Origin of the sequence: Pseudomonas sp. Marseille-Q5299 (assembly GCF_943737035.1) — a bacterium.
Classification (GTDB): domain Bacteria; phylum Pseudomonadota; class Gammaproteobacteria; order Pseudomonadales; family Pseudomonadaceae; genus Aquipseudomonas; species Aquipseudomonas putida_E.
Genome location: NZ_CALSFR010000001.1, coordinates 1 through 15,839, shown reverse-complemented (window position 1 = coordinate 15,839; position 15,839 = coordinate 1). Strand labels below are relative to the sequence as shown.

Below are 15,839 nucleotides of genomic sequence, written 5' to 3'. Positions count from 1 at the left end.
GCCCGCTCAGGCGAAACAGGCTTAACGGCCTGGCGCACGGTGCGCGGCTCGGTCGGCATCTGCATGCGGATTCCACGACACTTGGACACCCAGCCCACGATCATTTGGACGCTCATTCCACGCTCGCTTGGACAGGCAGTCGGAGCGCAGCGACGCAGGTTTGAATTGTTCGTCTGAAGTCCCTGCCGCCGTCAATTTTGTTGCGCGCCTGCGCATCGATTCGCCCTTCAGTTCGTTCCGATAAGCGTTTTGCACCAGCCGGTCGAGGATCGCATCGCCCAAGGTCGGATAGCCGATCAACGCATGCCATTTGTCCACCGGCATCTGGCTGGTGACCAGCGTCGAGCTGTTGCCGTAGCGGTCGTCCAGCAGTTCGAGCATGTCGCGACGTTGCGCTGCGGTAAACGGTGCCAAGCCCCGGTCGTCCAGGATCAGCAGGTCAGTCTTGGCGTATCCGGCCATCAATTTGGCGAAGCGACCGTCGCTGCGGGCAAGGCCCTGGCCCCAGGGCGACGCAATCCGGTGTGTACCCATGCTCATTCAGGCATCGGTCGCTGATCGGTCGGCACTGGCGCTGCCGGTGGAAACAGCCGTCGATTCAAAGGTTGCGTTTTCGCCACTTGAACACTGTGGTTGAAGTGATCTCTAACTGCTCACAGATGGCCTTGGGGTCACCCCTTCAGCGAGTAAAAGAAGTATCCGCGCCCGTTGCCCGAGGCTTCGCTCCAGCGTCCTCCTGCGTAACCAATGTTGAAGCGTAATGGCGTCAGCAGGTTGCAGTGAAAAGGAAGCGATGGGTCGGGGCATCCGAGAAACCAGGCGAGGTATGAAGGCAGACAGTATATCAATATTCGTTAGAAAATTAACTAACCGCTCACGGCGCTAGTACATGTTTGCTATTTGCGGCTTTGGTTTGGGGTGGCGCTTTTGAACTTGTAGGAATTTTCTGTTCTGGTGCGGCTTGGTGGAAATAACTTGCATTTTATGCATGTTGATCATTATTTCGTCTGAGGTTGTTTTTGTTGATTTGGGTCAATGCGTCGATGGCGGTCGGGTTGCTCTTATTAAATGCATCAATGTTGGCGCTCTAGTGTGCGGCTTCGAACATTTGTTGTCATCTTAGGTATGCCTTGTAGGACGCTTCCTTATTTTAGAAAGGGGGTGGCGCGGCGCCAAAAGATGCGCCATGGTTATCGGGGAGGCACTTCCGGGTAGCGCTTCCGCCCAAGTAGTCGTACGCAGTGGTTCGACTGGCCTTGATTAATTTTGTTGGGGTTCGGTGGCGCTCATTTGGGCGTTGGCTCCCGCTAGAAATCCCGGTTCGCAGGAGGTGGTATGGCTTCAAATAGCTTTCAGAATGAAGTGCCGAAGGCACGTGTCAATATCAAGCTTGATCTGCATACAGGTGGCGCCCAGCGCAAGGTGGAACTTCCCCTTAAACTCATTCTGATGGGAGACTACAGCAATGGGAAGGAAAAGCGCCAGCTATCAGAGCGGCCGAAGGTAAATATCAACAAGAATAATTTTGACAGCGTGCTGTCCGATCTCTCTCCGAGTCTCAAGGTTATTGTTGACGATACGCTGTCGGGCGAGGGTGGGGAAACACCGGTCGAACTGAGCTTTCAGCGCATGAAGGACTTCGAGCCAGAACAGGTTGCTCTGCAGATTCCTCAGTTGCGTGCACTGTTGGCGATGCGAAATTTGCTGCGCGAATTGAAGGCCAATCTTCTGGATAACGCAACGTTTCGTGCTGAATTGGAGCGGATACTTAAAGATGAAGCACTGAGTGACGAGTTGCGTAAGGAACTTGCTGCCCTTGCACCGCCAAGCGAGCGCTAGAAAACCATCATCTCGACAGACTGGAAGCTAATAAATGTCCGAAGAACAATCTTCTGCGCAATCGCGTGGCGCCACCGTGCAGGTGGAAGAAAACCAGAGCGTCTATCACGCGCTGTTTGAAAGAATAAACCTTGAACCGCTTGATCAGATGGGTGGCATTGAGGTGTTCCAAAGTATCGATGCGTTGTCAGAAGCGACAGCTAATGAGCGCGTTACTGCTTCGGTGAGCGTTTTTCTGGACCGTCTCAAACAAGTCTCTCCGAAGGTGGAGAAGCTGGACAGGGCTCTGCTGGATGAGCACATCGCCTCGATTGACGCTCAGATCAGCAGCCAGCTGGACGCGGTCATGCATCACCCGGATTTTCAACGGGTCGAATCAATCTGGCGCGGCGCGAAGTCGTTGATTGACCAAACGGATTTCCGTCAAAACGTCCGAATTGAGCTGCTCGATATCAGTAAGGAGCATCTGGCGCAGGACTTTGAAGACGCGCCGGAGATCGCGCAAAGCGGTTTGTATCTGCATACCTATACCCAGGAATACGATACGCCTGGTGGTGAGCCTATCGCGGCGGCAGTTTCGAATTATGAGTTTGGGCGAGGGGCGCAAGATATCGCATTGTTGCGCAATGTTTCGAAAGTGGCGGCTGCATCCCATATGCCGTTTTTGTACTCGGTTGGTCCGGCCTTCTTCGGAAAAAACACCATGGAGGAAGTGTCTGCGATCAAGGATATCGGTAACTACATGGATCGTGCGGAGTATATTAAGTGGCACGGCTTCAGGCAAACTGACGATGCTCGTTATGCGGGCGGGATAACACCCCGCACATTAGGGCGCTTGCCTTATGGGCCTGATACGAACCCTGTGCGATCTTTCAACTATGTGGAGCGAGTCAAGGGGCCGGATCACAGCAAGTATTTGTGGGTAAGCTCGACATTCGCGTTCGCGGCGAACATGGTCAAGAGCTTTATTGCCAATGGATGGTGCGTGCAGATTCGAGGGCCACAGTCGGGTGGCGCGGTTACCGACCTGCCGATTCATTTGTACGACATGGGGACGGGTAGTCAAGTCAAGATCCCCTCGGAAGTTATGATTCCGGAGACCCGAGAGTTTGAGTTTGCCAATTTGGGCTTGATTCCGCTCTCGTATTACAAGAATCGTGACTACGCATGTTTCTTCTCGGCCAACTCAGCGCACAAGCCGGCAATCTATGACACGGCGGAGGCCACGGCAAATAGTCGTATCAATTCGAGGTTGCCCTATGTGTTCCTGCTTTCTCGCATTGCACATTATTTGAAAGTTATCCAGCGGGAGAATATCGGTACAACTAAAGACCGTCGCCTGTTGGAGTTGGAGCTCAATAGGTGGGTCAGTGGCCTGGTCACCGAGATGACCGATCCGGGAGATGACTTGCAAGCTTCCCACCCGCTGAGAGAGGCAAAAGTGGTTGTCGAGGACATTGATGACAACCCGGGCTTCTTCAGGGTCAAGTTGTTCGCTGTGCCGCATTTCCAGGTTGAAGGTATGGACATCAACCTCTCATTGGTTTCGCAGATGCCCAAAGCAAAATCTTGATTGCGGTTGCAGGAGTGTATGTCGTGAAAATCGACCGGCCTTTATGGGCGTCCGGAGTGGTGTTGTCTGCGCAGCAGTTTCAACAGCAGGCCCGCTTTGAATCGTGGACCAACCAGAGTATTGCCTCACTGGGCTTGGTCCACCCTTGGGGCATCCGAAATGTGGCGTTTGATGCAGATGCGCTGAGGTTGGGTAAGCTGAAGGCCACTCGGCTTCAGCTGTGCCTACCAGACGGTACTTTGATCGATACCGATCGGCTGGATCGACTACCCAGTGCCCTGGAACTCTCTCGGGTATTGCCCGGAGATATCCAGACGGCAACGGTTGTGATCGCTTTGCCACTGGAACAGGCCAATGGTAACAACTGCCTGTTTGAGGGTGGCAGCGCTGAGCGGCCCGTCAGATATCACCAGGTATGGCGTGATACCAAGGATCTCTACACCAGTGAAATACAGTCAATCAGCGTGCTCGAACATGCGCTGAGCTTGCGTCTGGCTGATGACGATAATGCGGATTATCTGACCTGCCCGGTGGGTCGTTTGCTGCGTGATGGCAAGGATGGGTGGGCCATTGATGATACCTACATCCCGCCGTTGCTGAAGTTTGATGCTCATGCTGGGTTGTTGCTTCAACTCGACAACCTGCTCACCCAGCTGTCCGCCAAGCGTGAGCGTTTGATGGGAATGCGCCGGGAGAGCAACCAGCGAATGGCGGATTTCGCTGTTGCAGATGTCACGTTGTTCTGGTTGCTCAACGCACTGAACACTTATCAGCCGGTGTTGGCAGACCTAAAAGCGCAGCCTGCTCGCCATCCGGAGCAGGTATATCAACAGTTGGTGAAGTTTGCAGGTGGCCTGCTGACCTTCTCGTTAGACCAGCACATAGAGGACATACCCGCCTACCAGCACGCGGACCTTGAGGCGGTTTTCCCGCCCTTGATGCGTACCCTATCCACATTGCTGGAGGCGAGCCTGCCGTCCCGCGTGCTGGCGCTGATCCTGGAGGCGCGCAGCGCAAACCGCTGGCAGGTTTCTCTGAGCGATCCACGTCTGCTTGAGCCTGAAGGGGCTGACTTCTATTTGTCGGTCCGTTGCCGGCTGCCAGCCGTACAAGTTCAAAGCCAATTCCCACGGCTGTGCAAGATCGGTTCCCCCGATGATGTGGACCATCTCGTCAATGCGGCACTCGATGGCGTTCCACTGAAACCTTTGAGCCATGTGCCCGCCGCGATACCGCTGCGGCTGGAGAATCAGTACTTCGCGCTCGACCTCGGCCATGCAAAGGGCCGCGCCATGCTGGCTGATGGGGTCTGTGCCCTCTATGTCCCGAGTGTGTTTCAGGGTGTCCAGCTCGAATTGTTCGCGGTGCTTCGCTCATGAGTCGCACAGTGCAGAAGCACACCGCAGCCAAGGTGGACATCGACGCGTTGCTGCAGGACACCTATCTGTTGGTTGTCGAGTTGCGACACGGTACCGATGCGCACAGTAGTCCGCAGCTGTGGTCAAGGTGCGTGGCTGATGTCGAGCATGTACGAGCCATGCTTCAGCAGGAGGGTCTGGACCGCCGCAGCGTCGATCTGATCAGTCATGCGCAGTGTGCGCTTCTGGACGAAACAGTACTTGCCCGCGCCGAAGGCAGTGCCCATGAGGATTGGGCGATGGAGACCTTACAGGCAAGGTTTTTCAGCAGCCATCAGGCGGGGGAGTCGCTCTACGAAGATATGCGCTCTGCGCTGCAGGAAGCCTCTGTGTCCCCTTGCGTACTCACAGTATTTCATCGAGTCCTGATGCTTGGATTCCTGGGGCGCTACCGAGAGGCAAACCACCCGGAGCGGCAGCAGTTGTTGACTGCCATCTCCGCGCAAGTGCCGCCTCTGGATACAAGTCAGTCGCTGGTCGTTCAGTTAGGCAGTGGCCCACGGATGCCGATGTGGGGTTGGTTGCGATCTCCTCTGCTTCACATCGTGATGGCAGCTGCTCTGTTGGTAGGTGCTTGGTGGGCGCTTGATCACGCGTTAGGCGAGGCAGTGGCCTCGCTCTTGCCGGTGCAGGAATGAGCGCAATGGCGCAGGTACACAAACAGGGGCTTTGGCTATGGGCCGGTGCGCTGTCCTGGTTGTTGATTGCCACGTTGCCGCTGGCTGTAGAGGTTCAAGCCATCGCTACTCTGGTAGTCACTGCCTTGCTGGTGTTGGGCTGGCGCCGGACTCAGCGTGCTGCCAAGAAACATACACCGTTGCAGTGGGGCAGCGGTGTCCGCCTGCCTGCTGGCTCGTATCGTCATCCTGTCGTTCTAGCGGTCGGCGATTGCTTGGCTGAGCTGTTTGGGGCCTCGTCTGCTGAGCAGCTGGCGCCACGGGTAACAGTGGAGGGGTGTTATGTGCCAGTGCCCGATCTCTTGAAGTTGTCCGCAACCGTGGCCGATCTGCTGCTGGAGCGGCCAGAGTGGGACGGGCAGCTCAGTGTCATGTGGCTGGTCAATCCCAGTGCCCATAATGACGGCGCAGTGCTTGCGAACCAGATACAAAGCTTGTGCCATCAGGTTGCGATATTGCGCAAGCGAGGTAGACCGCTGCCGCTGCTGATTGTGGGCTACTTCCCGAGCGCAGTTGGGGTGTCGCCCTGGTTCAGCTGGGAAACTGAAGCATCAAGTGTGCGAACGCGTGAGGTGGGTGAGTGCCTGACGCTGGCCGAATGGGAGCGCAGGGGCACAGAACCTGAGAACCAGGCTGATCGATTCCGAACCACGGTGCAGTTGAGCGCTGCTGTGGGTTGGTTGAATCAAGCGTGCTTGCCGGAAATTGGCAAACGTAATTCCCGCGAGGGGATCGTAACAGCGGACGCCGTTGCGGTTGCATTTTGTCCCAAGTCTGAGGGCGCGCGTGATGGCAACCTCTGGCACCGTTGGCTACAGGAGCGGACTGGCCTTTCCTTCGCAGGTAGTGGGCCTAAACATACAAACGCGTCGTTACCCTTTCCTGATGCACTGCTCCATGTGTTGCCTGGCAGTACTCCACACAGTCGGCGAAGTAGGGCTGTGGTGATTGGAGTCTGGTTGTTCGTACTGACGGCTTGCGTTGCGCTGATTAGTTCGGCGAGGCAGAACACGCTCTTGATCCGTCAGGTCACCGATGATTTGCGACGCTACAGCACGGCTTCGCTGAGCCCCGATTCGGACAAAGTATCGCAACGCCAGGTGGCACTGATGGTGCTTCGCCAGGAGGCGCAGCGACTGGACCGCTACTATCGCCAAGGGGAACCGTGGTCGTTCGGGATCGGGCTCTATCAGGGCGAAAGGCTGCGTCCTTCGTTGTTGGCCGCAATCAACGGCCATCACATCCCGACGATGCCTCAGGGAGTGGCTGACAAGCCACGCACGGTTCGCCTGGACAGCCTGTCGCTCTTCAACAGTGGTAGCGCGCAGTTGAAGCAAGGATCGACCAAGTTTTTGGTGAATGCACTTGCAGACATCAAGGCCCAGCCAGGCTGGTTGATCGTGATCACGGGCCATACGGACGCGACGGGTAATGACGAACAGAATTTGCGTTTGTCGCGAACACGCGCGGCGGCGGTTCATGACTGGATACAACACATGGGTGACATACCCAGCAACTGCTTCGCAGTTCAAGGCTTGGGTGCAAGCGAGCCCGTTGCAAGTAATGACACGGAACAAGGACGGTCGGCTAATCGCCGAGTTGAAATTCGCCTGGTGCCGGAGGCGGGGGCTTGTCAGCCCTCGGCTACGGCCTCAGGAGTGCAACCCAAGTCGCACTCTGCGACTCCCAAAGCTTGAAATGAGGAGCTTCTAAATGGCTATTCCTGTTTATCTGTGGCTGAAAGACGATGGTGGAGCCGATATCAAAGGCTCGGTGGATGTAAAGGGCCGTGAGGGTAGTGTTGAAGTAGTCGGTCAAGATCATGATTTGTATATCCCTACCGATAACAATACCGGCAAATTAACGGGTACGCGTATCCATACGCCTTTTGTTTTTACCAAGGAGATAGACGCCTCCTCTCCTTATCTCTACAAGGCCGTGACGACTGGGCAGACGCTTAAAGAGGCGGAGTTCAAATGGTACAAGATTAATGATGCCGGGCAGGAGGTGGAGTATTTCAACACCAAACTGGAAAACGTAAAGGTCGTGAAAGTTGCACCGAAGATGCACGATGTCAAAGATCCGGCGAAAGAAAAACACAATCACTTGGAACTAGTCGAGCTGCGCTACGAAAAAATTACTTGGGCATTCAAGGATGGGAACATCATCCATTCGGATTCCTGGAATGAGCGCCCTAGCGCCGCTGCCGCTGGATGAAACCGGACTGTCAACCGAGGTTGGTTGACAGCCTCCAGTGTCTTGGGTTGAGCGTCCGTGCGCGGGCGTTCAGCCAAATACACCTCAGCTATTCAGATGCGCTCGCACTTGTGGCGGCATGTTGATTATTGACGACAAGGATGCCCTGTATGGCACACGATCCTACCCGCCTGCTTCGCCGGCTAAACGCCTACTGTACCCAGGCACTCACGGCAGCGGCTTCACTTTGTCAGGCGCGCGGGCACAGTCATATCACTGTTGAACATTGGCTGTTGAAGTTGTTTGAGCAGGGCGAGGGCGATCTCGTGGTCCTCGCCCGCCGATACGAGTGGGATATGGATGCCATCTGGCAAGGGCTGCTTGACCACTTCCATACATTGCCGCGCAGCGTTCTCAGTAAACCTCAGTTGAGCGGTGAGGTGCAGCAGCTGATCACCAATGCCTGGTTGTTGGCATCGCTGGATCGTGACTGTGAGCAATTGCGATCCGTTCACTTGCTGGGGGCGTTATTTGAAACGCCTAACTTGCTCAAATGTTCCGCCGCCTGGCCTCTATCGAGCGTCGGTCCGACGCAGTTCAAGCAAATGGAAACGCTGCTTGAGTTTGACTCGCAAGAGCGTCAACCGGGGCAGACATCACTGTTCAAGCCAGAAGTGTCAGGAGAGGCTAAGGCGGCTGTCGTCTTGAAGGGGGACGAAGCATCAGTCGCTGTCCTCGATCAGTTTAGCCATGACGTCACCACCCAGGCAGCAGCGGGGCAAATCGACCCGGTGTTCGGCCGCGACGATGAGATCCGTCAAATGATCGATGTGCTGAGCCGTCGGCGCAAGAACAACCCTATCCTTGTTGGCGATCCAGGTGTTGGAAAAACCGCTCTGGTCGAGGGGCTTGCTTTACGCATCGCCAGCGGGGATGTCCCCGATAGCTTGAAACCGGTGTGTATCCGTACTCTGGACCTAGGGTTGCTCCAGGCGGGCGCAGGGGTCAAAGGCGAGTTCGAGCAACGGCTGAAGAACGTAATTGATGCCGTCCAGCGGTCAGAGACGCCGGTGCTGCTGTTCATCGATGAAGCGCACACCTTGATCGGTGCTGGCAATCAGGCAGGGGGCGCAGATGCGGCGAATCTGCTGAAACCGGCTTTGGCGCGTGGCGAGCTGCGCACCATCGCTGCCACCACGTGGAGTGAATACAAGCAGTACTTCGAGCGCGATGCGGCGTTAGAGCGTCGCTTCCAGATGATCAAGGTCGATGAGCCGGATGATGCCAATGCTTGTGTGATGCTGCGAGGGCTCAAAGCGCGTTATGCCAGCTACCACGGCGTGCATGTTCAAGACGCTGCGGTGCAGGCGGCGGTCAGCTTGTCTCGCCGCTTTTTGACCGGGCGCCGTTTACCGGACAAAGCTGTGGATCTGATTGATACCGCCTGCGCGCGTGTTCGCATGAGCTTGGACTGCGAACCTCAGGCCTTGGTCCAGCTGAAGTCGCAGAAAATGGCCTTCACGGCAGAGAGGGTGGCGCTGGAAGAGGACGCGCAGCTTACCGGTATTACGCATGAATCTCGCTTGGCGAAGATCACTACCCAGCTGGTGCAGCTGGAGAGTCAGCAAGCCGCGTTGGAGCTGCAGTACCAACAAGAACTCGACCTCACCCACCAGCTGCTCAATGCTCGCCAGGGCGAGCAGGTTGATACAACTGTCTGCGCTCAGCTGCAAGAACACCTCAGCTACGTGCAGGGGAGTCGGCCACTGCTGTCCCTTGATGTGTGCGCACGCAGTGTGGCTGAGGTGATCGCAGACTGGACGGGCGTGCCTCTCGGTAGTCTGCTGAAAGACGAACACGCCAGCTTGTTGAACCTGGAAGATCAGTTGGCCGAGCGTGTTGTTGGTCAAGACCCGGCGCTGGTTGCACTTGCCCAACGGTTGCGCGCCGCCCGAACGGGCCTCACTGACGACAAGGCACCGATGGTTGTCTTCCTGCTGGTCGGTACCAGTGGCATCGGCAAGACGCAGACGGCGCATGCACTGGCCCACAGTCTGTTCGGTGGCGAGAAGTCCTTGATCACCCTCAACATGTCGGAGTATCAAGAGGCGCACACCGTCAGCCAACTCAAGGGTTCGCCGCCGGGTTATGTGGGTTACGGCCAGGGCGGCGTACTCACCGAAGCCGTCCGCCAGCGTCCCTATAGCGTGGTGTTGCTGGACGAAGTCGAAAAGGCCCACCGTGATGTACTCAACCTGTTCTATCAGGTGTTCGACCGCGGCTTCATGCGTGATGGAGAAGGAAGGGAGATCGATTTTCGCAACACGGTCATCCTCATGACTTCGAACCTGGGAAGCGACCTGCTGCAAGGTAGTATCGAGCGGCAGCCAGGCATTGAGGAAGCGGCACTGCATGAACTATTGCGTCCCGTGTTACGCGAGCACTTCCATGCTGCACTGTTGGCTCGCTTCCAGACATTGATCTTCCGCCCATTGGGGGCCGATGCACTCAAGCGCATTGTCGCCATCAAACTCGATCAAGTGGCCAAGCGCTTGCTGCGTCATTACGGCCTGCAATGTGAGGTTGATGACTCGCTCTACGAAGCGCTGGTCGCCGCCTGCCTTTTGCCCGATACCGGCGCTCGCAATATCGATAGCTTGCTCAATCAACAGATCCTGCCGGTGCTCAGTCAGCAGTTACTCCAGCGCCAAGCGCTCGGACAGCCCACCCAAGCCGTGACGCTTGGATACTGCGAAGACGCCGGCATCAGCTTGAGCTTTGCAGATGAACACCACGCAGCCGTGGCGGCTGCCGAGGGGGTTTGATGATGTCGAAGCCAATAATGGGTTTCACCCATAACCACTACCAGCTTGAAGTCGACCAGCTTGCTGTTGAGCTTGATGTACTGTCGTTCAAAGGTGAAGAGTGGCTGAGCAAACCGTTCAAGTACACCGTGGCATTCACTTCCCCGGAGCAGGATATCGAGGCTGTGCAGATCCTCGGGAAGGATGCCAGCTTTTATCTGGGCAAGTCTCAACCCACCGTCCAGCTCTCAATGATCAACGCTGCTTCACGTACGCTGCATGGCGTGATCACCGGTTTCAAGCGTGTCTCCGGTTCCCGGGATGAAGCCCGCTACCAAGTCACACTCGAAGCGCACCTGGCATTGCTCGGGCGTGGCAAGCAGTACCGGATCTACCAGCATCAGTCGGTGCCGGAAATCGTTGAAAGTGTCCTCCGTAGTCGCCACCAGTTCGAAGGGCAGCACTTCTTGTTTGACCTGGCGCGCGAGTATCCCAAGCGTGAACAGGTCATGCAGTACGGTGAGAGCGATCTGGCCTTCATCAGCCGTCTGCTGGCGGAAGTCGGCATCTGGTATCGCTTTACCCACGATGATCGCCTTTCCATCGATGTGGTCGAGTTTCACGACCATCAACGCCATTTCCAGTTTGGACTCACGCTACCACATCGCCCGCTGTCGGGTTTGACCAGCAATGGGCAGGAGGGCGTATGGGCGCTCCAAGTTGAGCATCAGGTGGTGGAGCAGCACATCAATGTGCGGGCTTATCACCACCGGGACGCGGCCGCCTTCCTGGATGGTGAGGTTGATCACAGCCGAGGTGCCACCACCACCTATGGCGAAGGCTATCACTACGGCGAACCCTATACCGCGCTGGGTGACGCCATTGACAAGGATGAGGACCTGCTCAGCGAAAGTGGCTACTTCTATGCGCGCCTGAATCATGAACGCTTTCTCAACGACCAGACGCGTTGCAATGGCGTCAGCAGCAGCGTGACGCTTGCCCCAGGGCAAGTGCTGACGGTCTCTGACGGGGCGCCGCAGGTGTTCGAGCCTGGGGTGGTCATTACACATTTGACCGTCGAGGCAGCACGCGACCGGAGCTTGGAGGCCAGGTTCGACGCGATTCCCTATTTGGAGTCGATAGGCTTTCGGCCTAGATTGCTGGGCAAGCCACAGATCGCCGGTACGGTGCCGGCGCGCGTCACCAGCCCACAGGCTAACGATCCCTACGCGCATATCGACCTGGAAGGGCGCTATCGGGTGAGTTTTCTGTTCGATCGCGACAGCTGGAAAGCCGGTGAGGAAAGTGCCTGGCTACGCCTGGCCCGACCCTACGCCGGCGACACTCATGGCCTGCATTTACCACTTATCGCCGGCACTGAGGTGGCTATCGCCTTCGAACAGGGGGACCCGGACCGGCCCTACATCGCCCATGCCCTGCACGACAGCCGGCATGTGGACCACGTTACCCTACGCAACGACAAGCGCAACGTGCTGCGCACCCCGGCCAACAACAAACTGCGCATGGACGACGCCCGCGGGCAGGAGCACATCAAGCTCAGTACGGAGCACAGTGGCAAGACTCAACTAAATCTCGGGCATCTGGTCGATGCCGAGCGCCGGCCTCGCGGGGAGGGCGCGGAACTGCGCACTGATGGGCATGCCGCGATCCGTGGCGGCAGTGGCATCTTCATCAGTGCTGACGCTCAGCCTCAAGCCCAAGGGACAATGCTGGAGATGGGAGCAGCGTTGGCTCAGCTCAATAACGCTCTGGCATTGGTGAACGCACTGGCGCAAAGCGCAGCTGTGTCGGGAGCATTACCAGCTGATAATCAGGCCCAACAGAGCCTGCGGGAGGCATTGGCGCGGCTCAAAGATGCGGGACTCCTTGCCTCGGCACCTGCCGGGATAGCTATGGTTACACCTGCAAACATCCAACTATCGGCAGAAAACTCTATTACAGCTACGGCTGGTGACAGTGCTGACTTCAGCCTATTCAAACGTTTTAGCGTAGCCGCAGGTGAGGCTATCAGTCTGTTCGCTCAAAAGTTAGGGCTCAGATTAATTGCGGCTCGTGGCCCTGTGGACATTCAGGCACAAAGCGATGCGATGACGTTACAAGCAGACAAGGAACTCGCTTTAAATAGCAGTAATGGCGAGATCGTTCTCAATGCCCAACACGGCATCACTCTGGTTAGCAGAGGTGCCTATATCAAGATAAAAGACGGATCTGTTGAGATCGGTGCCCCGGGTGAACTGCATATCAAGAATGACAATATCGCTTGGGGAGGCACTGCCTCATTGGAAAAGGCCCTGGCACCGATGATTCTGGAAGATCCTGTTTACAGCAGTCCCATGCAAGGTGGCTTTCAAGTTAGAGATAAAGTTAGTGACAAGCCAAAACCTTACGTACGGTATCGAATTGAAGCTGCCGATGGCAGCGTGCTGAGAGGCATGACAGATGGGAATGGTTATACACAATCCCACTATGGAATTGATCTTCAAAGCATAAAGTTATTCTTTGAGTAACTTCGGAGCGATAATCGATGAGCGATGCGGATATCTCAGTAGCAGAGAGCAGGATTTGCAAAAGTAAACCCGTTGTAGTGGCTCACCATCAATCGGCACAGTGTTATTTTTGTCCGGAAACCGAGGAGTTGGTTTTTATTGCTGATAGTGAGGCTGCAGAGTTTGAGGCGCATTGGAAGGAAATGCAGCAGTGCGTAAATGATTTTCATCAGGAAAAAATTAATTACTCCGTTGCAATTGAAGAATATGGAATTGCTGCAGAAGCCACAGCAGCGCCTGAGGCGTCATTTCATGACGCTGTAGTGCGAGCTGAGGAAGATTTGGAGTTGAAGCGGAAAGAGTTAAAAGAAAAAATTGGTGAGTTTTCTATCCAAGGCATGAAATATAATGATGTTGTGGAGCTTGTTCCTGTTAGTGGTCAGTCTGCTAAAAGAAAAGCTGGTGAGAAACGAGCGCCTGTAGTTTATGTAAAAAAAGGTTACTACAGTCAAGGCAAGGATGGCAGAAAACTCCATACTGTGTCGTTGAAAAGTCGTGACAAAAAAGGCGGCGCTGAAAGTATCTTTGAACGACGCAGTGATGGAAAAATTCGTCGCATAGACGACAAAAAGCTTAAAAGGCAACTTGCCGGATTGAATTGGCCAAAAATAAAATTTGATCTGAAGGATGTTGTTAAATGGGCAGGCCTTGGTTTTGATCCTGAGGCGCTGAGTATGGATTGTTCACTTTTTGACTGGGCAGATAGCTGGAATGCTGCCGCACAAGGTGAGGCAAAGTGGGGGGATCATATTGATTTTGAGGGCGGAGCACAGTTTATGCGCTTTGTTTCCAATTTTGGCGCAAATGTTGAAATTGATCCACGTAAGCAACAATTCTCCATCAAAGGAGAGGGTGGCGGCAGCTTAACAGCGGCTGCCGGCATAGCGTCCTTTTCAATTTACGCCCCGGATCGCATCGGATGGGCGCTTACAGTTAACCCCTCTGATGAGAACGAGGTCCCGTTTGATTTAGGAATGATGCGCCTAAGTTTGAACGTTCGCTTGGCCGCATTTATCGGTGCGACGCTTCAGGTGGAGGCTCAATTCCAGGTGGTCAGTAGTGGTGACCAGCAAACCGTCATGGGCCAACCTGGTCGTTTGAGGCGTTTCAGTGAAAGAAGAAGCCGAGCTTACGATTTTCATCAGCAGATGAACAGTGAAGATGAAGGGATAAAACTTTCGGCAGAAGCTTTTGCGGGTGCGAGGGCGGAAGGAACACTGACGGGATCACTGCAATGGTTAAAGCCGACAGCGGCAGGGGAAACAAATGGCGGTATACTGGAGACTACTGGAGAGTACGTCGATTTTTGTAAAATAGGACCCAGTATTGCAGGGTTGGCGGGGGTGGGTGCCGGCTTGAGTTTTCATTGTACTTTTATTAATGGGAAGTTTTGTTTTCGTTTTGCAGCCTCTCTATGCAAAGGGTTGGGGGCCAAAGGTGGCTTTATTTGTGAGGTGAATGGCAATACCTTTCTGGAGTTTGGTGCTTGGTTGATTTATCAACTGAATCAAAGGGATTATGGTTTTTTTAAAGTAATGGATGAGGCCGCATTTAGTGTGTATACGAAGTATTGTGTTATGCAAATGGAGGTCGTTGAAGCTAATGTATATGAGTATTACTCATTCGCAAAGGGGTCGATTGAAAAAGTTGCAAATGATTTCAAAAAAAAGATTGGTGAATTGGCTGATGAGACGAAAAAGAGTATTGATGCTTCGCAACGACGGAATCAGTTAGCTAAAAATATTATCACCCGAGAGTCGGATCTGTTGCGCTACACACCTGAAGCTAAGGGTATATTGCTTTACCTTCTAACGCGGCATGGTAAATGGGATAATATAGATCCAGGGAACATAGAATTTCTCGATCGTTACGGTGAACGAAAAGAAGCGGTGCTTTGTGTGCTTAGAAGTATTCAGACCAAGCCGGAGTGGCATAAAGTATTGTCTCGTGTCAATTCGCAAGGGCATGGCCCATCAGAAGGTTACTCTGAGTTGGATGCCGTCGAGCGGCATGAGCGAAGCTTGGTTGACTTTCTTAGGTTAGGATTAAAGGATCGAGATAGAGAACTCTATAAAATAAAATATGAGCGAGGCGAACTGGCCATAATTTATGATCGGTTGAAGGAGTTTAGTTCTTCTGGTTATGCGCTCGCTATGAATGATACGGTCTATTATAAGCTAAACGTTGGTCGTAATCCGAATTACCCGCGACGCTGCAAGTTTGGTGATTGTGGTGCTGATATTGTCTGAGTAAATCTAATTGGAGTGGTCGTGAAGATTTTTAAGGTGTCTATATTTTTTTTGGTTTTTTTGAGTTTGTCAGGCTGTGACCAGTTGGCGAGTGATATTGATTATAAGGAGCTCAAGATAACTCCGAGAGAGATGAAGCATTTTGTCGAAGAAGTAAAAAGGGACTTGGTGTTTGTTGAGGGTGGTGAGTATTTGATGGGGGATTATGGCTTGCAGTATGGGGCGGAGCAAATGTCTTATGATGGTGATGAAGACAGTCGGCCAGTACATAAGGTCAAGTTGAGCACCTTTTCTATTGCAAGATTTAAGGTCTCAAATAAAGAGTTTGAGATGTATCTTAAAAGCAATGGTCTTGATTTGCGTTCTTTTGAGGAAGGGGATAGACAGGAGGATTGGAAGAATATTCATTCTTTACCTAATTTGCCAGCGCATATGGACTGGTATGAGGCCGATCGCTATTGCAACTGGCTGGCTAAAGTGTCCAATCTTCCTTTCTCATTACCCACTGAGGCTCAG

Annotated in this window: 10 protein-coding genes and 2 pseudogenes; 10 read left to right on the top strand and 2 right to left on the bottom strand. The window is 54.2% G+C overall.

The genetic code is table 11. The features are described 5' to 3' along the window. Positions 1-171 precede the first annotated feature (171 nt). Both NGJ21_RS00060 and NGJ21_RS00055 read right to left on the bottom strand, forming a co-directional pair. Positions 172-498: pseudogene (locus NGJ21_RS00060) on the bottom strand (ATP-binding protein); the annotation flags it as partial. A gap of 103 nt (positions 499-601) precedes the next feature. Beyond that, positions 602-807: pseudogene (locus NGJ21_RS00055) on the bottom strand (helix-turn-helix domain-containing protein); the annotation flags it as partial. A 528-nt stretch (positions 808-1,335) separates the two neighbouring features. Here NGJ21_RS00055 and tssB point away from each other — a divergent pair. The 10 genes from tssB to NGJ21_RS00005 form a co-directional block, all read left to right on the top strand. Further along, a complete protein-coding gene (gene tssB / locus NGJ21_RS00050; RefSeq protein WP_012315105.1) occupies positions 1,336-1,839 on the top strand; it encodes a type VI secretion system contractile sheath small subunit in 504 nt (167 codons plus the stop codon). Positions 1,840-1,873: 34 nt separating this feature from the next. Beyond that, the gene (gene tssC / locus NGJ21_RS00045) at positions 1,874-3,412 is read left to right on the top strand and encodes a type VI secretion system contractile sheath large subunit (protein ID WP_115274363.1); all 1,539 of its coding nucleotides are present in this window, start codon (positions 1,874-1,876) and stop codon (positions 3,410-3,412) included. Between the two features lie 23 nt (positions 3,413-3,435). Continuing rightward, positions 3,436-4,791, top strand: a complete 1,356-nt coding sequence (gene tssK, locus NGJ21_RS00040; protein ID WP_119687439.1) for a type VI secretion system baseplate subunit TssK — start codon at positions 3,436-3,438, stop codon at positions 4,789-4,791. Continuing rightward, positions 4,788-5,468: a type VI secretion system protein TssL, short form gene (gene tssL / locus NGJ21_RS00035; RefSeq protein WP_168216545.1), complete on the top strand. Its 681-nt coding sequence runs from the start codon at positions 4,788-4,790 to the stop codon at positions 5,466-5,468. Before tssK ends, tssL begins: the two co-directional genes overlap by 4 nt. A 5-nt stretch (positions 5,469-5,473) precedes the next feature. Further along, positions 5,474-7,204, top strand: a complete 1,731-nt coding sequence (locus NGJ21_RS00030; protein ID WP_231386173.1) for an OmpA family protein — start codon at positions 5,474-5,476, stop codon at positions 7,202-7,204. Between the two features lie 16 nt (positions 7,205-7,220). Beyond that, a complete protein-coding gene (locus tag NGJ21_RS00025) occupies positions 7,221-7,724 on the top strand; it encodes an Hcp family type VI secretion system effector (RefSeq protein WP_012315100.1) in 504 nt (167 codons plus the stop codon). A 149-nt stretch (positions 7,725-7,873) separates the two neighbouring features. After that, a complete protein-coding gene (gene tssH / locus NGJ21_RS00020; protein ID WP_251961674.1) occupies positions 7,874-10,528 on the top strand; it encodes a type VI secretion system ATPase TssH in 2,655 nt (884 codons plus the stop codon). 2 nt (positions 10,529-10,530) lie between these two features. Beyond that, positions 10,531-13,035, top strand: a complete 2,505-nt coding sequence (locus NGJ21_RS00015) for a type VI secretion system Vgr family protein (protein WP_502943484.1) — start codon at positions 10,531-10,533, stop codon at positions 13,033-13,035. Positions 13,036-13,052: 17 nt separating this feature from the next. Continuing rightward, complete coding sequence (locus NGJ21_RS00010) at positions 13,053-15,323, top strand: hypothetical protein (RefSeq protein ID WP_251961672.1); 2,271 nt, start codon at positions 13,053-13,055, stop codon at positions 15,321-15,323. A 21-nt stretch (positions 15,324-15,344) separates the two neighbouring features. Continuing rightward, a partial coding sequence (locus NGJ21_RS00005) for a formylglycine-generating enzyme family protein (protein ID WP_251961671.1) occupies positions 15,345-15,839 on the top strand: 495 nt, incomplete at its 3' end.